This is a genomic window from Caballeronia novacaledonica (genome assembly GCF_900258035.1).
Lineage (GTDB): Bacteria > Pseudomonadota > Gammaproteobacteria > Burkholderiales > Burkholderiaceae > Caballeronia > Caballeronia novacaledonica.
The window spans coordinates 268,960-289,705 of the sequence record NZ_OGTP01000001.1 but is presented as its reverse complement, the minus strand read 5'-3'; the positions used below and the strand labels follow the sequence as shown (position 1 = coordinate 289,705).

19 protein-coding genes are annotated in these 20,746 nt (G+C 63.4%); 5 read left to right on the top strand and 14 right to left on the bottom strand.

The genetic code is table 11. The annotated features are described in order from the left end of the window. The first annotated feature begins 61 nt into the window (after window positions 1-61). Window positions 62-1,390 carry an omega-aminotransferase AptA gene (aptA, locus tag NOV72_RS01315; protein ID WP_106852772.1) on the top strand — a complete coding sequence of 443 codons (1,329 nt, stop codon included), beginning with the start codon at window positions 62-64 and terminating at the stop codon, window positions 1,388-1,390. 42 nt (window positions 1,391-1,432) lie between these two features. Here aptA and NOV72_RS01310 read toward each other — a convergent pair whose 3' ends face one another. The 5 genes from NOV72_RS01310 to NOV72_RS01290 form a co-directional block, all read right to left on the bottom strand. Continuing rightward, window positions 1,433-1,882: a PaaI family thioesterase gene (locus tag NOV72_RS01310; protein WP_106852771.1), complete on the bottom strand. Its 450-nt coding sequence runs from the start codon at window positions 1,880-1,882 to the stop codon at window positions 1,433-1,435. Continuing rightward, window positions 1,879-3,342: an efflux transporter outer membrane subunit gene (locus NOV72_RS01305; RefSeq protein WP_106852770.1), complete on the bottom strand. Its 1,464-nt coding sequence runs from the start codon at window positions 3,340-3,342 to the stop codon at window positions 1,879-1,881. Before NOV72_RS01305 ends, NOV72_RS01310 begins: the two co-directional genes overlap by 4 nt. Window positions 3,343-3,369: 27 nt before the next feature. Next, window positions 3,370-4,944: a DHA2 family efflux MFS transporter permease subunit gene (locus NOV72_RS01300; protein ID WP_106852769.1), complete on the bottom strand. Its 1,575-nt coding sequence runs from the start codon at window positions 4,942-4,944 to the stop codon at window positions 3,370-3,372. A gap of 11 nt (window positions 4,945-4,955) precedes the next feature. Further along, on the bottom strand, window positions 4,956-6,047 hold the full coding sequence (locus NOV72_RS01295; RefSeq protein ID WP_106852768.1) for an HlyD family secretion protein: 1,092 nt from the start codon (window positions 6,045-6,047) through the stop codon (window positions 4,956-4,958). A gap of 158 nt (window positions 6,048-6,205) precedes the next feature. Further along, window positions 6,206-7,144 carry a LysR family transcriptional regulator gene (locus tag NOV72_RS01290; RefSeq protein ID WP_106852767.1) on the bottom strand — a complete coding sequence of 313 codons (939 nt, stop codon included), beginning with the start codon at window positions 7,142-7,144 and terminating at the stop codon, window positions 6,206-6,208. A gap of 176 nt (window positions 7,145-7,320) precedes the next feature. Between NOV72_RS01290 and NOV72_RS01285 the strand changes: the two genes are divergently transcribed. Beyond that, entirely contained in the window at window positions 7,321-7,857 is a 537-nt protein-coding gene (locus NOV72_RS01285) for a carboxymuconolactone decarboxylase family protein (RefSeq protein WP_106852766.1), read from the top strand. Window positions 7,858-7,859: 2 nt separating this feature from the next. On the opposite strand, the gene NOV72_RS01280 is transcribed toward NOV72_RS01285, so the two are convergent. The 3 genes from NOV72_RS01280 to NOV72_RS01270 form a co-directional block, all read right to left on the bottom strand. Next, window positions 7,860-8,627, bottom strand: a complete 768-nt coding sequence (locus NOV72_RS01280; RefSeq protein ID WP_106852765.1) for a slipin family protein — start codon at window positions 8,625-8,627, stop codon at window positions 7,860-7,862. 25 nt (window positions 8,628-8,652) lie between these two features. Next, on the bottom strand, window positions 8,653-10,047 hold the full coding sequence (locus tag NOV72_RS01275) for an NfeD family protein (RefSeq protein ID WP_106852764.1): 1,395 nt from the start codon (window positions 10,045-10,047) through the stop codon (window positions 8,653-8,655). 74 nt (window positions 10,048-10,121) lie between these two features. Further along, on the bottom strand, window positions 10,122-10,601 hold the full coding sequence (locus NOV72_RS01270; RefSeq protein WP_106852763.1) for a hypothetical protein: 480 nt from the start codon (window positions 10,599-10,601) through the stop codon (window positions 10,122-10,124). A gap of 125 nt (window positions 10,602-10,726) precedes the next feature. On the opposite strand from NOV72_RS01270, the gene NOV72_RS01265 reads away from it, so the two are divergent. The 3 genes from NOV72_RS01265 (at window position 10,727) to NOV72_RS01255 (ending at window position 12,897) form a co-directional block, all read left to right on the top strand. Beyond that, entirely contained in the window at window positions 10,727-11,146 is a 420-nt protein-coding gene (locus NOV72_RS01265; protein WP_106852762.1) for a secondary thiamine-phosphate synthase enzyme YjbQ, read from the top strand. A gap of 82 nt (window positions 11,147-11,228) precedes the next feature. Then, a complete protein-coding gene (locus tag NOV72_RS01260; RefSeq protein ID WP_245932876.1) occupies window positions 11,229-12,470 on the top strand; it encodes an aspartate carbamoyltransferase in 1,242 nt (413 codons plus the stop codon). Between the two features lie 94 nt (window positions 12,471-12,564). Next, window positions 12,565-12,897: a hypothetical protein gene (locus tag NOV72_RS01255; protein ID WP_106852760.1), complete on the top strand. Its 333-nt coding sequence runs from the start codon at window positions 12,565-12,567 to the stop codon at window positions 12,895-12,897. 170 nt (window positions 12,898-13,067) lie between these two features. On the opposite strand, the gene NOV72_RS01245 is transcribed toward NOV72_RS01255, so the two are convergent. The 6 genes from NOV72_RS01245 to NOV72_RS01215 all read right to left on the bottom strand — a co-directional run bounded on the left by NOV72_RS01245 (window position 13,068) and on the right by NOV72_RS01215 (window position 20,682). After that, window positions 13,068-13,343 (bottom strand): BrnT family toxin, encoded by a 276-nt coding sequence (locus tag NOV72_RS01245; protein WP_106852758.1) that lies wholly within the window; start codon window positions 13,341-13,343, stop codon window positions 13,068-13,070. A 110-nt stretch (window positions 13,344-13,453) separates the two neighbouring features. Beyond that, a complete protein-coding gene (locus NOV72_RS01240; protein ID WP_245932847.1) occupies window positions 13,454-14,218 on the bottom strand; it encodes a CDP-diacylglycerol diphosphatase in 765 nt (254 codons plus the stop codon). A 126-nt stretch (window positions 14,219-14,344) separates the two neighbouring features. Next, a complete protein-coding gene (gene hydA, locus NOV72_RS01235) occupies window positions 14,345-15,808 on the bottom strand; it encodes a dihydropyrimidinase (RefSeq protein ID WP_106852756.1) in 1,464 nt (487 codons plus the stop codon). A gap of 674 nt (window positions 15,809-16,482) precedes the next feature. Beyond that, window positions 16,483-17,970 carry an NCS1 family nucleobase:cation symporter-1 gene (locus NOV72_RS01225; protein WP_106852754.1) on the bottom strand — a complete coding sequence of 496 codons (1,488 nt, stop codon included), beginning with the start codon at window positions 17,968-17,970 and terminating at the stop codon, window positions 16,483-16,485. A 67-nt stretch (window positions 17,971-18,037) separates the two neighbouring features. After that, on the bottom strand, window positions 18,038-19,324 hold the full coding sequence (gene preA, locus NOV72_RS01220; RefSeq protein ID WP_106852753.1) for an NAD-dependent dihydropyrimidine dehydrogenase subunit PreA: 1,287 nt from the start codon (window positions 19,322-19,324) through the stop codon (window positions 18,038-18,040). Between the two features lie 23 nt (window positions 19,325-19,347). Further along, window positions 19,348-20,682 (bottom strand): NAD(P)-dependent oxidoreductase, encoded by a 1,335-nt coding sequence (locus NOV72_RS01215; RefSeq protein ID WP_106852752.1) that lies wholly within the window; start codon window positions 20,680-20,682, stop codon window positions 19,348-19,350. Between the last annotated feature and the right edge of the window lie 64 nt (window positions 20,683-20,746).

Here is a 20,746-nt window from a genome sequence, read left to right as displayed (position 1 = left end):
TGTCTATGCCGCGCAATTTTGCCGGGGAATACAGTGGCCGTACTTCTTCAGGAGACCCGTAATGAATGCTCGCCCCGTGATCGAAGATCTTTCGTCGTTCTGGATGCCGTTCACCGCCAATCGCCAGTTCAAGGCCGCGCCGCGTCTGCTCGAAAGCGCGAAGGGCATGTATTACCGCTCGACCGACGGCCGCGAAGTGCTCGACGGCACCGCCGGCCTCTGGTGCGTGAACGCGGGCCATTGCCGGGACGAGATCGTCGACGCGGTGCAGAAGGCGCTTTCGACGCTCGACTTCGCGCCGACCTTCCAGATGGGCCATCCGCTCGCATTCGAAGCCGCGACGAAGGTCGCCGGTCTGATGCCCGAAGGGCTCGATCGCATCTTCTTCACGAACTCGGGCTCCGAGTCGGTGGATACGGCGCTGAAGATCGCGCTCGCGTATCACCGCGCGCGCGGCGAAGGCCAGCGCACGCGGCTGATCGGCCGCGAGCGCGGCTATCACGGCGTCGGCTTCGGCGGCATTTCGGTCGGCGGCATCGCACCGAATCGCAAGACGTTCTCGGGCGCGCTGCTGCCGTCGGTCGATCATCTGCCGCACACGCACGATCTCGCGCACAACGCGTTCACGAAGGGTCAACCGGCATGGGGCGATCATTTCGCCGACGATCTGGAACGCATCGTCGCGCTGCACGATCCGTCGACGATCGCGGCCGTGATCGTCGAGCCGCTCGCCGGTTCCACGGGCGTGCTCGTGCCGCCGAAGGGCTATTTGCAGAAGCTGCGGGACATCTGCACGAAGTACGGCATTCTTCTGATTTTCGATGAGGTCATCACCGGCTTCGGGCGTCTGGGCAAGGCGACGGCGAGCGAGTATTTCGGCGTGACACCCGACCTCATCACGATGGCCAAGGCGATCAACAACGCGACGATTCCGATGGGCGCCGTCGCCGCGCATCGCAACGTGCACGACACGGTCGTCGATGCGGGCGCCGCGAACGCCATCGAACTGTTCCACGGCTACACGTATTCGGCGCACCCGGTCGCGACCGCCGCGGCCATCGCGACGCTCGATCTGTATCAGCGCGACAAGCTGTTCGAGCGCGCCGCGTCGAAGGCGGAGAAGTTCGAAAGTGCCGTGCACGCGCTGCGCGATGCGCCGTTCGTGAAGGACATCCGCAATCTCGGGCTCGTCGCGGGCATCGAACTGGATTCGCGCGACGGCGCGCCGGGCGCGCGTGCGTATGAAGTGTTCGTCAAGTGCTTCGAAGCGGGCGCGCTCGTGCGCTATACCGGCGATATCCTCGCGTTCTCGCCGCCGCTCATCATCGAAGACGATCAGATCGATCAGCTTTTCGGCACCGTGAGAAAGGCGCTGGAAAGCGTGAAATAAGCGGCTTCGAAGCGCCGTCCGATAGCCCGGCTCGCCGGGCTTTTATCGCTCCATGACAAGCAATGTCGATGTCGCCGAGGCGAGCAGTCTGCCGCTCGCGTCCTTGAGCGTCGCTTCGGCGAACGCGGCGCGGCGTCCGATCGACAGCACGCGCCCTTCCGCGCGCAGCAAGCCCGAATCGCGCGTGACCGCCTTGTGATAGGCCACTTTCAATTCGAGCGTCGTATAGGCTTGCGTCGCGGTGAGGCACGAATGCACCGAGCAGCCACAGGCGGAATCGAGCAGCGTCGCGGCGTAGCCGCCGTGCACGGTGCCGATCGGGTTATAGGCGTGATCGCCCGGCACGCCGACGAACACCGCCCTGCCCGCTTCGACTTCGATGAAGTCGAAATCCAACGACTCCAGAATGCCCGGCCTACGCCCGGAAACGATCAGCTTGCGCAGTTGCGCGAGACCGTTCAGGCCCGCGGCGGTTTCTTCGATCAGGCTCATTTCGTCGTCTCCGTTTTGTCGCTGGCGGTCTTGATCACGTCGTCATCGCCGGTCACGCTCCAGCCGCCGCCCAGCGAGCGATACAGCGCCACCGCCGCGAGCGCATGTTCGCGTTTCGATTGATTCAAGGCATCGGCGTCGCGCAGATACGATTGCTGCGCGTCGAGCACATCGAGAAAGCTGGCCGCGCCGCCTTTGTACAACTGCGTCGACAGCGTGAGCGATTGACCCGATGCCGAGAGCGCATCGGTCAGGCGCGCGGTCGATTCCGTCGTGCTGACGAGATCGCTGCGCGTATCTTCGACATCCTTCAGCGCTTCGAGCATCGTCTGACGCAGATGCAGTTCCGATTCGCGCATCTTGCTCTGGTTCTGCTCGATGTCCGCCGTGATGCGCCCCGCGTTGAAGATCGGGCTCGTCGCGTTGAGCGCGGCCGAGAAGAGGTTGTCGGTGAGCGTCGGCAAGCCGAGATACGACGACGCGAGCAAGCCATCCGACAAGCGCAGCGAAAACTTCGGATAACGCTCCGCACGCGCGACGCCGACTTCCGCCGCGCGCTGCTGCACGGTCGCATACGCGACGAGCACATCGGGACGGCGCAACAGCGCTTCGGACGGCAGCATCTGCGGCGCGCCGTTCGCGGGCACCGGAACGACGGGCACGGCGCCCGGATTCGCGAGCATCAGCTTGTCGATGGATTCCGGCGTGCGGCCCGAATACACCGCGATCAGGCTCAACTGATGCTGAATCGTGGCCTGCGTGCGCGGCACGCGCGATTGCAGATCGCTCAACTGATTCTGCGCGCGCGCGACGTCGAGTTGCGTCGAGAGGCCGTATTGCAGGCGGCGTTGCGTGAGCTTCAACGCACGCTCGCGAATCTCCAGATTGTCTTGCAGGATCTTCAGTTCGGCTTGCGCCCAGCGCAGATCGACATACGCGGCGGCGGTGTCGGCGGCGAGCGCGAGCCTGACCTGATCCGCGGCGTGTTCACGTCCGACGAGTTGCGCCTGCGATGCGAGCAATTCCAGGCGCTCGCCGCCGAACACATCGGGCGTCCAGCTCAATGTCAGGCCGAAGCCCGCCTGCTTCACATAGCCGAGCGGCGGCGGCGTGTTCTGGCGCGCGTACGATCCGCCCGCGCCCGCATCGAGTTGCGGAAGCAGTGCGGCGCGGCGTTGCGTCGTGATCGCCTGCGCCTGCTTCACGCGCTCGACCGCCGCCTGAACGTCGAGGTTGTCGTTCAGCACCGACGCGACCAGTTCATGCATCACCGGATCGTTGAACTGATTCCACCACGCAGTTGGATCGACGGCCTGTTTCGGCACGTCGACGCTCCAGTCGGCGGGCGCGGTCGCAGTCACGGTCGCGGGAAGATCGGCGTGTGTCTCGGGCTGCACCGCGCACGCGGCGAGCGCGAGACATGTCACGCCCGCAAGTATTTCGACGAGAAGTTTCTTCATGATCGAAGCATCCAGATAAGACTCAATTCAATGCGCGTCGGAGGAAGGCGGCGCGTTCGTGATCGGCTTCGCGAAGATCACCGTCACGAGGCCGAAGAGAAAGCACAGCGCGAGCACGTAGAAGCAGTCGGCGAAAGTCAGCACGAGCGCCTCGCGCGTCACGAGCGCTTGCAGCGATGCGAGACCCGCCTGCGACGCATCCAGCGCATCGCCCGCGACGGAGGCGAGATGCGCGGAGCTGCGCGACAGCAGATCCTCGATGACGGGCCGGCCGATCGTCACGTTCTCGTTCAGGCGCAGGTAGTGCAGATTGAGGCGGTCGTTGAGCATCGTCGCACTCACCGCGATGCCGATCGCCCCGCCGAGATTGCGCATCAGATTGAAGAGCCCGCTCGCCGATTTGAGCCGCGACGGCGGCAGCGAACCGAGCGCCATCGTGACGATAGGCGGCACCGCGAATTGCTGGCCGATGCCGCGCAGCGCCTGCGGCAGAAGGAACTGTTGCCAGCCCCAATCGTGCGTCAGCGGCGTATAGAAGTAACAGCCCGCGCCGAAGCAGATCAGACCGAACGCGAGCAGCACACGCATGTCGAGGAAACGCGACGCGAAACCGTACACACCGATGGAAAGCAACTGGAAGCAACCGACGGAAAGCAGCGCAAGACCCGTATGCAGCGAGTCGAAGCCGCGCACGCGCGCGAGAAACACCGGCGTCAGAAACACCGACACGAAGATGCCGATGCCCGTCACGAACGACAGCACACTGCCGATCGCGAAGTTGCGCACCGCGAGCGCGCGCAGATCGACGATCGGGTCTTTCGCCGTGAACGCATGCACGAGGAACAGGAAACCGCAGATCCCTGAAATCCATGCACACGTGACGATGATGTCATCGCCGAACCAGTTCTTGCGCGGGCCTTCCTCCAGCACGTATTCCAGACAGCCCAGAAAGCCCGACATCAGCACGATGCCGAGATAGTCGCCCTTCTTCAGCAACGAAAGATTCGGCTCGTCGACATGCACGTACTTCGGCACGAGCAGCGCGACGACGAGACCCGGCACGACGTTCAGATAGAAGAGCCAGTGCCACGACCATTGATCGGTGATCCATCCGCCGATCACGGGACCGACAGCGGGCGCGAGCGACGCCAGCGCGCCGATAGTTGTCGATGCAATCAATCGCTGCTTGCCGGGGAAGATCACGAAGGCGGTCGTGAACACGGTCGGGATCATCGCGGCGCCGAGCGCGCCTTGCAGGCCGCGAAAGAGGATCATCGAGTTGATGTCCCATGCCATGCCGCACAGCATGCTCGTGAGCGTGAAGCCGACCGCCGATGCCGCGAAAAGCCAGCGCGTGGAGAACACTTTCGAAAGCCAGCCGGACATCGGAATGACGAGAATTTCCGCGATCAGATAGGACGTCTGCACCCAGGACAGCTCGTCCTGGCTCGCGGACAATCCGCCGCCGATGTCCTTCAGCGACGACGCCACGATCTGGATATCGAGCGTCGCCATGAAGAAGCCGAGGCACATCAGCGCGAACGCGAACACGCGCTGTTTGAGCGGCTGGCTCGCGGGATCGGAGGGCACGGTGTAGGTCATCGCCGCGCTCCTCAGCCGTTCGACTGCTTGCGCAGATGGACCTTCACCGTCGCCGAAAGGCCCGGACGCAGCACGGATTCCATGCCCTTCGGCACGTCGAGCCGGATACGCACCGGCACGCGCTGCACGATCTTCGTGAAGTTGCCGGTCGCATTCTCGGCCGGCAACACGCTGAAGGTCGCGCCCGTCGCAGGCGCGAGGCTTTCGACGTGGCCGGTGAACGGCACGCTCGATGCGTCGAGATCGACGTCCGCTTCGTCGCCCGCGCGCATCTTCTTCAACTGATCTTCCTTGAAGTTCGCATCGACCCAAAGGCCCGTCGACGGCACGATCGTCAAGAGCGACGTGCCGACGTTCGCGAGCACGCCGACGCGCGCCGTGCGATTGCCGACGTAGCCATCGACGGGCGAGCGGATCGTCGTGTATTCGACGTTCAGCTCCGCGACGCGGCGTGCCGCCTCGGCCGTCGCGACGCGCGCCTGCGCATCCGCGATCTGCGCTTCGATCACGCTCAACTGGCGCTTCGCCGCCACCAGCGACGCGCCGCTGCGGTCCACCGCCGCCTGCGCCTTCGTGTAGTCCGCGTCCGCGCGCTCGACGATCTGGTTCGACACGGCATCGTCCTTCACGAGTTCGCGATAGCGCACCCGATCCTGCCCGCTGCGCGTGAGTTCCGCCGACGAAGCGCGCACTTCCGCCTGCTGCTGATTGATGATGGCCGCCTGCAACGCATCCTTCGCCTGCAACTCGACCACCGCCGCGCGTGCGCCGGACAGTTCGGCGTCGGCTTGCGAAAGACGTGCGTCGTAGTCGCGCGCATCGAGGCGGATCAGCACCTGACCCGCCTTCACGCGCTGGTTGTCCTGCACGAGCACATCGGTGACGAAGCCGTTGACCTTCGGCGCGAGCACCGTGACGTCGCCGCCGACGTAGGCATCGTCGGTCGATTGAACGAAGCGCAGCACGAGCGCCCACCAGGCCGCCGCCGCGATCAGCGCAAGCCCGACCAGCCCGAGCGCAAGCATCATCCAGGGAATCTTGCGCGCCGGCCGCGCGAGAGCCGGCGCCGCAACCGATGGAATGTTCGTCGTAGGTGTCGTCATTTGTGATTATAGTGCATATGCACAGATAGAATTGAAGGAATGGGCGAATGCGCTGCCCGTCATAGCCCCGAAGACTAGATGTGCATATGCACCCAGTCAACCGTCACGGCGCGCACGAATGAATAACGCTGTCGGAAAGAATCGCGCGGAGGCTTGCCCTATAAGGCTCGGAGGCCGATTTTCGGCTCCCCGGAGAGCATGTCCTCGTCGGCGCAGAAGCGCACCGCATGCTCGACGAACGCGCGCACCTTGGCCGGCAAGAGCGCGCGCGTGCTGTAGGCGATCCGGATCTCGATGGCGGAATCGACACGCTCATACGCGTCGAGCAGCGTGACGAGCCGCCCCGCCGCCACTTCCCGCGCGACGAGCGCCGTCGGCAATACGCCGATGCCGAATCCCTGCAGCACCATCTCGCGATTGAACACCGCGCTGTTCGACGTGATGTCGTGATCGAGCGGCACGCGCAATTCCTCGCCGCCGATGCGAAACGTGAGCGCGGGCTTGCGGATCGATGGCGACATCGGCACGAACACATGATCGGCGAGTTCGGACGGATGGCGCGGCGCGGGACGCTGCGCGAGATACGCGGGACTCGCGACGAGCACGAGCGGAATGGTTTCGAGCAGGCGCGTGACGGCGGTATCCGTGGAAAGCATGAAGGGCAGCACGATGGCGAGATCGTAGCCTTCGCCGACGAGATCGATGGGCCGCTCGGTCAGCGTCACGTCGAGGCGCACGTGCGGATGCGCGCGCCGGAACTCCGCGACGAGCGGCGCGTAGCGGCTCATCATCACGGTCGTGTGCGCGACGAGCCGCAGGAGGCCGGTCGCTTCGCTCGCGCGATTCGATGCGCGCTCTTCCATCGCCTGCAATTCGTCGAGCAGGCGCGAGCAGTCGGAGAAGAAGCGTTCGGCGGTCTCGGTCAGCGAAATCTGCCGCGTCGTGCGATTGAAGAGCCGGCTGCCGAGCCGCTCTTCGAGGCCCGCGATCGCGCGCGACACGACGGGCGGCGACAAGCCGAGTATGTCGGCCGCACGCGCGAAGCTCTTCGCTTCGACCACCGTGCAAAACACCTTCAGGCTCGTCAGATAGTCCATGTGCGTGAGCGTGACGCGTGCAAAGAGACTCGATCATGGCATGAAGCCGCCGCATTCGCACGATGAGACGATCGCGCGGTTTTACGAGCCGCGCGAGCATTCACGCGAAAGACGCGTGCGCCTAAAGTTCAACCCATGCCATCGCGATGGCCAACCACTGAACGAAGGAGCACACCATGTCACGTCTTTCCCAGATCAACGTCAACGAAGCAACGGGCGCCGCCGCCGATCTTTTCGCCGCCATCAAGAAGGCCGCCGGCCGCGTGCCGAACGCCTACGCGACCATCGGCACGCACAGCCCCGCCGTGCTCGCCGCCGCGCTCGAAGGCGATGCAATCCTCGCGAAGAGCAGCCTCGACAAGGCCGACGTCGAAGCGATCAAGCTCGCCATCAGCGAACTCGTCGGTTGTGACTACTGTGCCGCGGCGCATACCGTCATCGGCAAGATGGCCGGGCTCTCGAAGCTGGAAACGCAGCAGATCCGCGCGGGCGAAGCGACCGGCAACGCGAAGCGCGACGCGCTCGTGCGCTTCGTGCGGCACGTCGCGAGTTCCACCGGCACGATCGACGCGGCGCGTCTGAACGAAGTGCGCGAGGCGGGCTACTCGGAAGCGCAAGTCATCGACACGCTGTTCGCGATGAGCGTCATCAACTTCACGAACCTCGTGAACCGCGTGAACGACACGACGCTCGACTTCCCGGCGCTCGTCTGAGCTTACGCCGGGCCCTTGGTGAACCGGTCGATCACGGCGCCCACGATATCGACCGGCACCGGAAAGACGATCGTCGAGTTCTTGTCGCCGGCGATCGTCGTCAAGGTTTGCAGGTAGCGCAGTTGCATCGCCTGCGGGGCCTGCGCGAGCATCTGCGCCGCCTGCAAGAGCTTCTCGGACGCCTGCAACTCCCCTTCCGCATGAATGATCTTGGCGCGCCGCTCGCGCTCCGCTTCGGCCTGGCGGGCGATCGCGCGGATCATCGTCTCGTTGATGTCGACGTCCTTGATTTCCACGTTCGATACCTTGATGCCCCACGCGTCCGTCTGCGAATCGAGCACGCGCTGAATGTCGGTATTGAGGCGCTCGCGCTCGGACAGCAGTTCGTCGAGCTCGTGCTTGCCGAGGATCGCGCGCAGCGTGGTCTGCGCGAGCTGGCTCGTCGCGTCGAGAAAGCGCGCGACCTGGATCACCGCCTTCTCCGGATCGACGACGCGAAAGTACACGACCGCGTTCACCTTCACCGACACGTTGTCGCGCGTGATGACGTCCTGCGGCGGCACGTCGAACACGACGGTGCGCAAGTCCATCCGCACGACCTGCTGCACGACCGGAATGATCAGCACGAGCCCCGGACCCTTCACTTTCCAGAAGCGCCCGAGCATGAACACGACGCCGCGCTCGTACTCGCGAAAGATGCGCACCGCCGACGCGACGATGAAGATGACGAACGCAATCAGAATGCCGCTGAAACCGAAAGTAAGCCCCATTTTTCAAGCCTCGTTGTCGATGTGTTCAGGAATGACCGGCCTCGCGTTCGCCTTCGAACGGCTCGACCGTCAGCGTCAGGCCGTGCCGCGAGATCACGCGCACGCGCGCGCCTTCATGCGGCAACGCCTGCGACGCGGCCGGCTGCACGCGCCACCGTTCGCCCTGCACGCGCGCCCAGCCGCTCTCCGATTCGCGCGCCAGCATCACGCCGATGCTGCCGGGCATCGTTTCGCCGCCGCTCACGACGGGCCGTTTGCGCGCCCGCAGCGCAACGCCCGAGACCGTGAAAACGAACAACGCCGTGAAGAGCGCGAGCCCGACGACGAGGCCGGCGGGAATGCCGAAGCCCGGCACGTCGGTATCGATCAGCATGAGCGCGCCGATCGCAAACGCGATGATGCCGCCGATGCCCAGCGAGCCGAACGTCGGCAGAAACATTTCCGCGACCAGAAAGCCCATGCCGAGCACGATCAGTCCCAGTCCGACGAAACTGATGGGCAATAGTTGCAGAGCGAACAATCCGACGAGCAGGCAGATCGCGCCCGCGACACCCGGCAGCACCATGCCGGGATTGGCGAACTCGAAGAAGAGCCCGTACATGCCGATCATCATCAGAATCAGCGCGACGCTCGGGTCCGTGATCGTCGCGAGAAAACGGCTGCGCCAGTCCGGCTGCAATACGACGAGCGGCGCGTGCTTCGTCGCGAGCACGTGATCGCCGCTCGCGGTTTTGACATGACGGCCGTCGAGCTTTGCGAGCAGATCGGGCACGTCGCTGGCGGTCAGGTCGATGACGTTCTGCTCCAGCGCTTCCGTCGCCGACAGCGCCACCGCCTCGCGCACCGCGCGCTCCGCCCATTGCGCGTTGCGTCCGCGCAGTTGCGCGAGGCCGCGAATGTAGGCGGCGGCGTCCTGCATCTGCTTGCGGGTTTCGGTCGATTGTGAATCCGTTCCCGATGCAGCCTTGCCCGCGCTCGACGGCTCGCGCTGCGGTCCGCCCAAGCCGAGCTGCACCGGCGACGCCGCGCCGAGGTTCGTGCCCGGCGCCATCGCGGCGATGTGGCTCGCGTAGGTGATGTAGGTGCCCGCGCTCGCCGCGCGCGCCCCGCTCGGCGCGATGAACGCGGCCACCGGCACCGGCGACGCGAGTATCGCCTGGATGATCGAGCGCATCGAGAGATCGAGTCCGCCCGGCGTATCGAGCTCCAGCACGGCGAGTTGCGCGTGCTCGTCCGCTGCCCGCGCCAGCGAGCGCACGACGAAATCCGCGCTCGCCGGGCCGATCGCGCCTTTGAGCGGAATCACGGCGACGGACGCGGTCGCGGCGGCGGGGGCGTTCATCGGCGTGAGTGCAAACCCGATCAGCAACAGCGTGCAGCGTGCGCAATTCCACAGCCAGTCGGCGAGGTTCGTTCTCATCGGCGAAAACCGGACGCGCGCGGGCGCGACGGTTCCTCGTTTGGTCTCTCTTTTAGCTTAGGTCAATTGCGAAATCACGGCCGCCGCGTCGTGCGGTCGATGACTTTTTCGACATCGGCCGTCTCGCCGAGTGCCGAAACGAAACGCGCCGTGTCGAAATCGCGCGACACGCAGCCGTCGAGATAGATGAAGCGGCGTTGCAGCGTGAGCCACAGGCTCGTCTTCTCGCGCCATTGCAGCGCAGCGTTCAGCGAATTCAGGCGGCGCGTCACGCTTTCGGCGATTTCCTTGTCGTAGAGATAACTGTTCGACAGGCGGCAGCGGCCCGCGATCCAGCAGCTATTGCCGCGTTCGATGCGGTAATGCGCTTCGTCGAGCCATTCCTGCGCGGTTTCGGACGGGCCGCGCGGCGCGGCGCAATCGGCGATGGCGCTCGATACGTGCAGGAACGGGTCGTTGCCGCGATTTTCGCGGTCGTTGTCGGCATGTGCGGCGGCCAGGATCGCGACGAGCACGGCGGGCACCGCCTTCCTGATTGAAAGCCGTCGGGTCATCGTGAGCGCCCTTGCATCGAACCATCGTGCAGACAGCATAGTTCATCGCATCGACACGAACCGGCGCGCGGGAAGCCGGTAAACTCGGGATGTGGCGCACCGCCCATTCTCGCACCGAGACCGACATGAAACAGGCACTCCACCATCTGACGGTCGCGACAGGCTCGCGCGGCCTGCACGAAGTCACCCGCGACATCGATCGCTGGATCGATCTTCAGGACATTCGCACGGGCCTGCTCACGCTGTTTTGCCGGCATACGTCGGCATCGCTGCTGATCCAGGAAAACGCCGATCCCGACGTGCGCGCCGACCTGGAGCGCTATTTCGAAACGGTGGCGCCCGAAGCGCCCGGCCGCTACGTGCACGACACCGAAGGCCCCGACGACATGCCCGCGCACCTGCGCACCGCGCTCACCACCGTGCAGCTTTCGATTCCCGTCGAGGCGGGCCGCATGGTGCTCGGCACGTGGCAAGGAATTTACGTGTTCGAGCACCGGACGGCGCAGGATCAGCGCGAACTCGTCTTGCATCTGATCGGCGAGTGACCTAATATACGCATTGCGTATATTTTAGGGAGCGGTGACGGTGACGCAGGAACTTCAGCAGCAGACCATTCTTCGCGACGCGATGCGGCGTCTGAACATGACCCGCGACGCCTTCGCAGCACGCATCGGCGTGACGCGGCGGGCGCTCGATACCTGGCTGCTGCCGGACGAATCGCCGGAATCGCGCGCGATGCCGGAAATCGCGTCGCGTTATGTCGGCGAGATTCTGGGCGGTCTACCGGAAGCGGGCACATATACGCAAAGCGCATATTCCGCGATCGAATTCGAAGGCCGGCCACAACTGCTCTCGATCGACCAGTTTTCGCGCGAATCCGCCGAGGCGCTGTTTCGCACGGCCGACATGATGCAGCCCATCGCGCGGCGCAAGAAGATCACGCGCGTGCTCGAAGGTGCGGTGCTCGCCAATCTGTTCTTCGAGGCCAGCACGCGCACCCGCGTGAGCTTCGGCGCGGCATTCGCGCGTCTCGGCGGCTCGGTGTGCGACACGACCGGATTCACGTTCTCGTCGATGGCGAAGGGCGAGTCGATCTACGACACGAGCCGCGTCATCAGCGGCTACGCGGATGCGATCGTCGTGCGGCATCCCGAGCAAGGCTCGGTCGCGGAGTTCGCGCGCGCGACGAACATTCCCGTCATCAACGCGGGCGACGGTCCGGGCGAGCATCCGAGCCAGGCGCTGCTCGACCTCTATACGATCCAGCGCGAGTTTTCGCGTCTCGGAAAGATCGTCGATGGCGCGCATATCGCGATGGTCGGCGACCTGAAATACGGCCGCACCGTGCATTCGCTCGCCAAGCTGCTCTCGCTTTACAAGGGCCTCAAGTTCACGCTCGTGTCGCCGCGCTCGCTGGAGATGCCGGCGCATATCGTCGAGCGGATCGCGCGTGGCGACCATGTGATCGAACAAACGAGCGATCTGCGCGCGGGACTCGCGGGCGCGGACGTCGTGTATGCGACGCGCATTCAGAAAGAGCGTTTCGCCGACGAGCCGATCGAAGGCTATACGCCGGATTTCCAGATCAACCAAGCGCTCGTCGACGATGTATGCGGGCGCGATACGCTCATCATGCATCCGCTGCCGCGCGACAGCCGCCCCGGCGCGAACGATCTCGCCACCGATCTCAACCACGACTCGCGCCTCGCGATCTTCCGGCAGACCGACAACGGCATCGCGGTGCGCATGGCGATTTTCGCGGTGCTGCTGGGCGTCGAGCATCAGGTGCGCCATTCGATGCGCGACGCGGCGTGGAAATCGCCTGCTTCCGTCGGCCCGGACGATGCCGTATTCCACGGCTTCGATTGATACGTTTTTTACGCGGTGCGCCTATCTCTTAGCGTGACGTTGACGAAAGCCGGCCTATGCTTCTACACAAGGAAAACGTGATGGAGCAACGGTCATGGATATGTCGCTTGCGTGGGTTGCCAGCCGCAAAACATTACACGATGAAGGATTCGGCGCATGCCAGCGTGTACGCATTCTGGCGCTGGCGCATTTCGCGGACAGCGAGGCGTCGCGAGAGCGCATACGCGCGCTGTTTCATTCGCCGCTCGGAATCTATGTGAGTCAGGCGCAACGCGAAGGCTGCGAGTTGCGGCTCGAATTCGATACGGCCAGCGAGGATCTCGCCTTCACGCTGCGCACGCTGAAACGCGTGCTGCCGGAAGCGCGTGTCGAGGGAATCGCGCCGCGCGTGTTTGCGCATCGCGCATGCGTGCGGGGCGCGAGTTGACACATCATTCTTTCGGCGGCTCGATTAGATGCGGATGATGTTCACGCATAAATACGGCGTAAGGTTTCATCTGCTTGAATTCTTCGTCGGATAGCTCCCATGTATCCGGATCCAATGCTATCCCTCGATTGATCTCCGCCTCCTCTTCGGGCGTGGGAAGAATGAATCCATTAACCGTCCTTTGCATACCGATCTACCTCTCTTTCATTTGCGCGGCGCAGACTGATGATGCGCCGCGTTTCGTCTCTCCACGTGAATACCACGCAAAACGTACGGCCGCGAATGGGCATATAACCCACCTCACGAACCTCTCCATAATCGCGACGATTGTCAACTTTCAACACGACATCATCCCACGCGATCTCCCTCGCAAGACCGAGCGACACGCCATGTTGAATTCGATTGATCGCGTCCTTCAACGGGTCAAACGTAACGTCGAAGAGCATTCATTGTGGTTCCCAAAAGTAGAAGTGACAAGGCGCGAAATTTCTGATTTGCGGACCGTCGTTTAATCCGAACTCCGAAGGATTCGCGTCACTTCATTCTTCCGAAAACCTCAAGGCTTTTCTATAGACCGATTGGCCACCGCGCACGTGTGATCCTGAAGCTCTTCCGACGATGCCCAGTTACCCGGCTGAACGTGATCGTTGAGCAGAAAGAACACGGGCGCTCCATCGCTGGCCACGGCGCCCGCGAGCAGCAGCGTCTGTTCGCCCATCGTCTGGCCGCGACGCGCGGCATAGGGCGCGAGAAGTTCGAAGGGATCGGTATGGGTCAACTCTGCGTCGTCGATGCGCATTGCGCTGTAGGTGTGACCGCGCAGCTTGACGGGGAGCGGCTGCCACTCCGTACCGATGCCCGGTCCCACTTCACGCAGCGTCTGCGCGACATCGGACGCGAGGCAATCGATATGAATGTGCAACTGATTCTGCGTGCGCCCGCTCGCGGAATTGATTGCGAGCGAAACTTCATCGCGCGGCAAGGTCCGGCGCAATGCGCGATCCACATAGCCGCGCGCATTCCACGCGTCGCGGAAATAGTTCGGCGCATCGGGTTCGAGCAGCGCGGGACTTTCGATGCCGCTCACACGCGCGGTCGGAATCAGCAAATACTGCGCGACGCCGACGATATCCTTCAGCACCGCATAGCCGCCCGCAACGTTCACATCCGCGCATTTCTGCTGGACGTGCGCGCCCTCGGCGGCGGGCTCGCAATAATCGTGGACAATCTCCCACAGCGCGTTCGGATTGGCCAAGCACGCAAGCGGCAGACAAAGAAAGCCGAGCGCGGCGAAGCTGTGGAATTTGATCTTGGTTTTCATCGGCATGATCCGGCGGCGCAAAAAATAGCCAGCCTGCCGGATTATGCTTGCACGCGTGTGAAAGCGCCTGAAAATGCGACAAAGCCCCGCGTCGCAGGGGCGCGGGGCTTTGCATTCGAGCTTGCGTCAGGCCGTTTCGGCGCGATTCACCGGATGCGGTTCCTTCAGCTTGTTCGCGACGCGCGCCGCCTCGAAGTACGACGCGTTTGGCGGACGCTTCAGGTACTGCCCCACGCCGCGTTCGGCGCGCAGATCGCCGTTCGCCCAGGCGAGCGCGCCGCGCGTGAGCGTGTGCGTCGCGACGCCTTGCACCGTCATGCCTTCGAACACGTTGAAGTCCACCTTCTGATGATGCGTCTTCACGGAGATCGTTCGCGTCGCTTGCGGATCCCAGACGACGATATCGGCATCCGCGCCCACCTGCACCGCGCCTTTTCGCGGATAGAGGTTGAAGATCTGCGCGGCATTCGTCGAAGTCACGCGCACGAACTCGTTCGGCGTGAGACGTCCCATGTTCACGCCGTGGTGCCACAGCACCGCCATGCGATCCTCCACGCCGCCGCAGCCGTTGGGAATCCGCGTGAAGTCCTCGCGGCCCATCGCCTTCTGCGAGGCGCAGAACACGCAATGATCGGTCGCCGTCGTGTGCAGCTGTCCCGATTGCAGCCCGCGCCACAGCGCCTCGCGATGCTCGATCGTGCGAAACGGCGGGCTCATCACGTGCGCGGCGGCGCGTGTCCAGTCTGGATCGCGATACACCGATTCGTCGATCACGAGATGTCCCGGCAGCACTTCGCCGAACACGCGCAGCCCGTCGTTGCGCGCTTTGGCGATGACATCGACCGCATCTTTCGCGGAAACGTGCACGATATAGAGCGGCACGCCGAGCACCTGCGCGATGCGGATCGCACGATTCGCCGCCTCGCCTTCCACTTCCGGCGGACGCGACAACGGATGCGCCTCCGGTCCCTTGAAGCCCTTCGCCAATAGTTGCTTCTGCAACTGAAAGACGAGCTCGCCGTTTTCCGCGTGGACGGTCGGCAGCGCGCCGAGTTCGAGCGAGCGCGTGAAGCTGTTCACGAGCACTTCGTCGTCGGCCATGATCGCGTTCTTGTACGCCATGAAGTGCTTGAAGCTCGAGACGCCGTGTTCGTGCACGAGCAGCCCCATGTCGCGATGCACGGACTCGTCCCACCACGTCACCGCGACGTGAAAGCCGTAATCCGCCGACGCCTTCTCGGCCCAGCCGCGCCATTCCTTGAACGCGTCCATGAGCGGCTGTTTCGGGCTTGGAATCACGAAATCGATGATGCTCGTCGTGCCGCCCGAGAGTCCTGCGGCGGTGCCGGTGTAGAAGTCGTCGCTCGCGGTCGTGCCCATGAAAGGCAACTCCATGTGCGTGTGCGGATCGATGCCGCCGGGCATGACGTATTGGCCGCCGGCATCGACGATTTCCGTGTTCGCGGGGACGTCGAGGTCCGCGCCGATGGCGAGGATCGTCCCTCCGGCTTGCGGATCTGCGCACAGGACATCCGCGCGATAGGTGCGGTCTGCATCGATGATGGTGCCGCCGCGGATCAAGGTTGGCATTGTGGTGGGCTCCTTTACTGTGTTTCGTTCGCTTACGCTTTCGTGAAATCCTGATTTCGTGTCGGTTTATTTGCGCTGCCCCTGTGCGGGGCGGCAGTTACTTTCTTTGCTGCTGCAAAGAAAGTAACCAAAGAAACAGCTTTCCCCATCCTAAGTACTTCACACCGGCCGCGGCATAGGCGATTGGCTGAATGGAACGGCTATAGCAAGTGCCCTCACAAAACTCACGCGGCTTGGATCGCGCACGATCCGACACATCGCACCACACAACACACTGGCTCAGCATCGAACAGCTCCGGCCCGCTACGCGGCCGATGGGTCAATCGGGTTTGCGTGCGCTTCTTTGCTGATCCTTCCATCTTTTCGCTGGTTTCCCTTGCATACCCGACGGCAGCGCGAAGCGCAGTGCCGAAGCTATTTCGTGCTGAGCCAGTCACCTTTGGCGACTGGCTCGTCAGACCGTGCGCGGTCCAAGCCCTGTTCTGCTTGTGAGGGCACTCGCTACTGCCGTTCCATTCAGCGAATCGCCTGTGCCGCGGCCGGCATGAAGCACTTTGGATGGAAAAGCTGCTTTCTTTGGTTACTTTCTTTGCAGCAGCAAAGAAAGTGACTGCCGCCCCGCACAGGGGCAACGCTAATAAACCGACACGAATACGGGATCCGGCAATAAAAATTCAAGCACTCAAAACCCCAGCCCTCGGGCTACCCCGCAACTTCATCCAGGAGCCATAGACGATTGCCGCAAGCACGAGCCCCACGAACCACGCATACGTATAGATCGTATTGAAGAAACCGGGCACTCCAGGAAACGACGCAGGAAACGCCGTATGCAGAAACCCCGGCAAATTCGGCAACACACCGGCGAGCAACGCAACGACCGCCGCCATATTCCATCCGCCACTGTACGAATACTCGCCGTCCTCATCGAAGAGTTCACGCTGATCGAGCCGCGTACCGCGAATGAAAAAATAGTCCACCATGAGAATGCCCGCAACCGGCCCGAGCAGCGCCGAATAACCGACGAGCCAAGTGAAGATATAACCCTGCGTGGTCGCGAGAATCTTCCACGGCATCATGACGATGGCGATCGTCGCCGTAATCATGCCGCCCGCGCGATACGAAATGCCCTTCGGCCACAGACTCGAAAAATCATACGCAGGTCCGACGAGATTGGCCGCGAGATTGCAGCACATCGTATCGAGCGTGAGGATGACGAGCGCGATACCCACGCCGATGCCCGTCATGCGGCTCGTGAGATCGATCGGGTCCCAGATCGCCTTGCCGTAGATCACGACCGTCGCCGACGTAACCACGACCGAAATCACCGAGAGGAGCGCCATCGGCACCGGCAAGCCGATCGTCTGTCCGATCATCTGATCGCGTTGCGTGCGCGCGAACCGCGTGAAGTCGGGAATGTTGAGCGCGAGCGTCGCCCAGAAGCCGACCATCGCGGTAAGACCCGGCCAGAACGTCGCCCAGAAGAGGCCTTCTTTCTTGCCGCCCGCGACGAACTGCGACGGCGCCGACAACATCGAACCCAGGCCGCCCGCCTTGCTCGTCGCCCACCAGACGAGCGCGATGCACATCACGACCTTGATCGGCGCGGACCAGCTTTCGAGCCAGCGAATCGAATCCGTGCCATGCCAGATGAAGTAGAGCTGCAACGCCCAGAACACCAGAAAACACGCGAGTTGCCCGACCGAGATATCGATAAGCGGTAGCGCCGCGCCGTGCAATGCGTTGCCCGTGAGGATATTCAAAAGCGTATAGATCGCGCTGCCGCCCAGCCACGTTTGAATACCGTACCATCCGCACGCGACGATCGCGCGCAGCAATGCGGGCAGCTTCGCGCCCTGCGTGCCGAACGACGAACGCACGAGCACCGCGTACGGAATGCCGTGCTTCGCGCCCGCATGTCCGATCAGCAACATCGGCACGAGCACGATCAGGTTGCCGAGCAGAACCGTCACCACGGCCTGCCACGGCGACATGCCCTGATCGGTGAGACCCGCGGCCAGCATGTACGAAGCGATATTCATCACCATCCCGACCCATAGCGCCGCGAAGTGATACCACTTCCAGGTACGCTGCGCGGGGCCGGTCGGCGCGAGGTCGTCGTTATACAGGCTGCTCGTCTCGACGTTTTGCGCTGTCTGATTCATCGGATGCACTCCGGTTGAGTGTGCGGTTGATCATGGTGTTTCAACGACGACGAGCGCTACGTCATGTTCATGCCGCTTTCGCGGGTTCTTCCGCATCGACGCGTGCGGGATTGTTCGGATGCGTGGTCCAGTTCGCGTATTCGCCCGCATCGACGCGTTCCATCGTGATGCATTGCTCGACCGGGCACACGTGCATGCACAGATTGCAGCCGACGCATTCCGAATCGACCACTTCGAAATGCCGCTGGCCGTCCTTCTCCTTCAGGATCGCCTGATGCGACGTATCCTCGCACGCGATATGACACAGCCCGCACTGGATGCACTTGTCCTGATCGATGCGTGCCTTGATGTCGTACTTGAGATTGAGATACTTCCAGTCGGTGACATTCGACACGGCGCGGCCGCGAATGTCGTCGAGCGTCGCGTAGCCTTTTTCGTCCATCCAGTTCGAGAGGCCATCGGCGAGATCGGACACGATGCGAAAGCCGTAGTGCATGGCCGCCGTGCACACTTGGACGCTGCCCGCGCCGAGCACCATGAACTCCGCCGCGTCGCGCCATGACGAGATGCCGCCGATGCCCGAGATCGGCAGGTTCGGCGTCTCGGGATCGCGCGCGATTTCCGCGACCATGTTGAGCGCGATCGGCTTCACGGCGGGACCGCAATAGCCGCCGTGCGTGCCTTTGCCATCGACGGTCGGCATCGGCGCCATCTGGTCGAGATCGACGGCGACGATCGAGTTGATCGTGTTGATGAGCGACACGCCGTCCGCACCGCCCTTGAACGCGGCGCGCGAACCCATGCGAATGTCGCTGATGTTCGGCGTGAGCTTCACGAGACACGGCAGCTTCGTGCCTTCCTTCACCCAGCGCGTGACCATCTCGACATACTCGGGCACCTGCCCCACCGCCGCGCCCATGCCGCGCTCGCTCATGCCATGCGGGCAGCCGAAGTTCAGTTCGACCGCATCCGCGCCCGTGTCTTCAACTTGCGTGAGTATCCACTTCCAGTCCTTCTCGTTGCACGGGACCATCAGCGAGACGATCAGCGCGCGGTCCGGCCAGTCGCGCTTCACTTGTTCGATCTCGCGCAGGTTCACGTCGAGCGGTCTGTCCGTGATCAGTTCGATATTGTTTAGTCCTGCGATACGTTGTCCGTTCCATTGCACCGCGCCATAACGCGAGCTCACGTTCACGACGTGCGGATCGAGCCCGAGCGTCTTCCACACGACGCCGCCCCAGCCGGCTTCGAAAGCGCGGTTGACGTTGTAGGCCTTGTCGGTCGGCGGCGCGGACGCGAGCCAGAAAGGATTCGGCGATGTGATGCCGGCGAAATTGCAAGTCAGATCGGCCATGTTTATGCGGCTCCTTATGTGGGTCAGGCGGCTTTGATCGCAGTCAGCTCGAACGACGCGTCGATGGACGCCGCCGCGAGCTTGCCGTCCTGCACGGCCTGCACGGTGAGATCGAGTCCTTCGTGAGTCGCGCAATCGCCGCCGGCCCACACTTTCGAAAGCGTCGTCTGACGGTTCTCGTCGGTGACGATGCGCCCGCCGTCGAGCGTCAGCAACGCGCGGTCGATGCCGATGGGCACGAGCGTCTGGCCGATAGCCTTCAGCACCATGTCCGCCTCGATGACGAACCGCTCCGTATCGCGCTCGAATTCGACGCCGGTCACGTGCCCGTCATCGCCGATCAGACGCACCGGCTTCGCATGCGTGACGATGGTCACGCCGTTGGTCTGCGCGAATTCGCGCTCGGCCCACGTCGCGCTCATGTTCTCGACGCCGCGCCGGTACACCATCGTCACGTTCGCTGCGCCGAGCTTGGCCGCCTGCACGCACGCATCGACGGCCGTGTTGCCGCCGCCGATCACGACGACGCGCCGCCCGACCGGCACGTTCGCGAGGTCGTCGGCCTGGCGCACTTGCTCGATGAAATCGACCGCGTTCATCACGCCATTCAACGCTTCGCCTTCGAGCGCCAGTTCGCGCACGCCCGCCAGGCCGAAGCCGATGAACACCGCGTCGTATTGCTTGCGCAATTCGTCCAGCGTGAAGTCGCGGCCGAGCGACTGACCCGGCTTGATCTCGATGCCGCCGATCGAATACAGCCATTCGATTTCCCGCTGCGCGTAATCTTCGACCGTCTTGTATGCGGCGATGCCGTATTCGTTCAGGCCGCCGGGCTTCTCGCGCGCATCGAAGATCACCGCACGATGTCCCGCGAGCGCGAGCCGATAGGCACACGCAAGTCCCGCCGGTCCCGCGCCGACGATCGCAATACGTCTGCCGGTTTCAGGAGCACGTTTGAAAAGCGGCTCGCCTTTCGCCATCGCCCAATCCGTCGCATGACGCTGCAACGCGCCGATCTTCACCGGCTCGTCGCCGGGATGGTTGCGTACGCAACTACCTTCGCAAAGAATCTCGGTCGGGCATACGCGCGCGCACATGCCGCCGAGCGGATTGGCCGAGAGGATATCGACGGCCGCGCCCTTCAGGTTGCCGTTGCCGATCTTGCGGATGAAGCCTGGAATGTCGATGCTCGTCGGGCAGGCCTGCACGCACGGCGCGTCGTAGCAATAGTGGCAGCGGCTCGCGGCAGCGGCCGCCGCGGTGGCGTCGAGCAATGGCGCGACGTCCGAGAATTCGCATGCGAGCTGTTCCTGCGTGAGGCGATGGCTCGCGATATCGCCGGTCGATTTTATGGTCATGCGCGTTCCTTGTGGGGACGTACGAGTGCCCGTCATCCGCGCGCGATGGCGCGGACGACGCCTA

What these genes read in the sequence shown, in the direction of transcription:
- aptA (WP_106852772.1), top strand. Translation starts at nt 62, where the DNA reads ATGAATGCTCGCCCCGTGATCGAAGATCTTTCGTCGTTCTGGATGCCG.
- NOV72_RS01310 (WP_106852771.1), bottom strand. Translation starts at nt 1,882, where the DNA reads ATGAGCCTGATCGAAGAAACCGCCGCGGGCCTGAACGGTCTCGCGCAA.
- NOV72_RS01305 (WP_106852770.1), bottom strand. Translation starts at nt 3,342, where the DNA reads ATGAAGAAACTTCTCGTCGAAATACTTGCGGGCGTGACATGTCTCGCG.
- NOV72_RS01300 (WP_106852769.1), bottom strand. Translation starts at nt 4,944, where the DNA reads ATGACCTACACCGTGCCCTCCGATCCCGCGAGCCAGCCGCTCAAACAG.
- NOV72_RS01295 (WP_106852768.1), bottom strand. Translation starts at nt 6,047, where the DNA reads ATGACGACACCTACGACGAACATTCCATCGGTTGCGGCGCCGGCTCTC.
- NOV72_RS01290 (WP_106852767.1), bottom strand. Translation starts at nt 7,144, where the DNA reads ATGGACTATCTGACGAGCCTGAAGGTGTTTTGCACGGTGGTCGAAGCG.
- NOV72_RS01285 (WP_106852766.1), top strand. Translation starts at nt 7,321, where the DNA reads ATGTCACGTCTTTCCCAGATCAACGTCAACGAAGCAACGGGCGCCGCC.
- NOV72_RS01280 (WP_106852765.1), bottom strand. Translation starts at nt 8,627, where the DNA reads ATGGGGCTTACTTTCGGTTTCAGCGGCATTCTGATTGCGTTCGTCATC.
- NOV72_RS01275 (WP_106852764.1), bottom strand. Translation starts at nt 10,047, where the DNA reads ATGAGAACGAACCTCGCCGACTGGCTGTGGAATTGCGCACGCTGCACG.
- NOV72_RS01270 (WP_106852763.1), bottom strand. Translation starts at nt 10,601, where the DNA reads ATGACCCGACGGCTTTCAATCAGGAAGGCGGTGCCCGCCGTGCTCGTC.
- NOV72_RS01265 (WP_106852762.1), top strand. Translation starts at nt 10,727, where the DNA reads ATGAAACAGGCACTCCACCATCTGACGGTCGCGACAGGCTCGCGCGGC.
- NOV72_RS01260 (WP_245932876.1), top strand. Translation starts at nt 11,229, where the DNA reads ATGCGGCGTCTGAACATGACCCGCGACGCCTTCGCAGCACGCATCGGC.
- NOV72_RS01255 (WP_106852760.1), top strand. Translation starts at nt 12,565, where the DNA reads ATGGATATGTCGCTTGCGTGGGTTGCCAGCCGCAAAACATTACACGAT.
- NOV72_RS01245 (WP_106852758.1), bottom strand. Translation starts at nt 13,343, where the DNA reads ATGCTCTTCGACGTTACGTTTGACCCGTTGAAGGACGCGATCAATCGA.
- NOV72_RS01240 (WP_245932847.1), bottom strand. Translation starts at nt 14,218, where the DNA reads ATGAAAACCAAGATCAAATTCCACAGCTTCGCCGCGCTCGGCTTTCTT.
- hydA (WP_106852756.1), bottom strand. Translation starts at nt 15,808, where the DNA reads ATGCCAACCTTGATCCGCGGCGGCACCATCATCGATGCAGACCGCACC.
- NOV72_RS01225 (WP_106852754.1), bottom strand. Translation starts at nt 17,970, where the DNA reads ATGAATCAGACAGCGCAAAACGTCGAGACGAGCAGCCTGTATAACGAC.
- preA (WP_106852753.1), bottom strand. Translation starts at nt 19,324, where the DNA reads ATGGCCGATCTGACTTGCAATTTCGCCGGCATCACATCGCCGAATCCT.
- NOV72_RS01215 (WP_106852752.1), bottom strand. Translation starts at nt 20,682, where the DNA reads ATGACCATAAAATCGACCGGCGATATCGCGAGCCATCGCCTCACGCAG.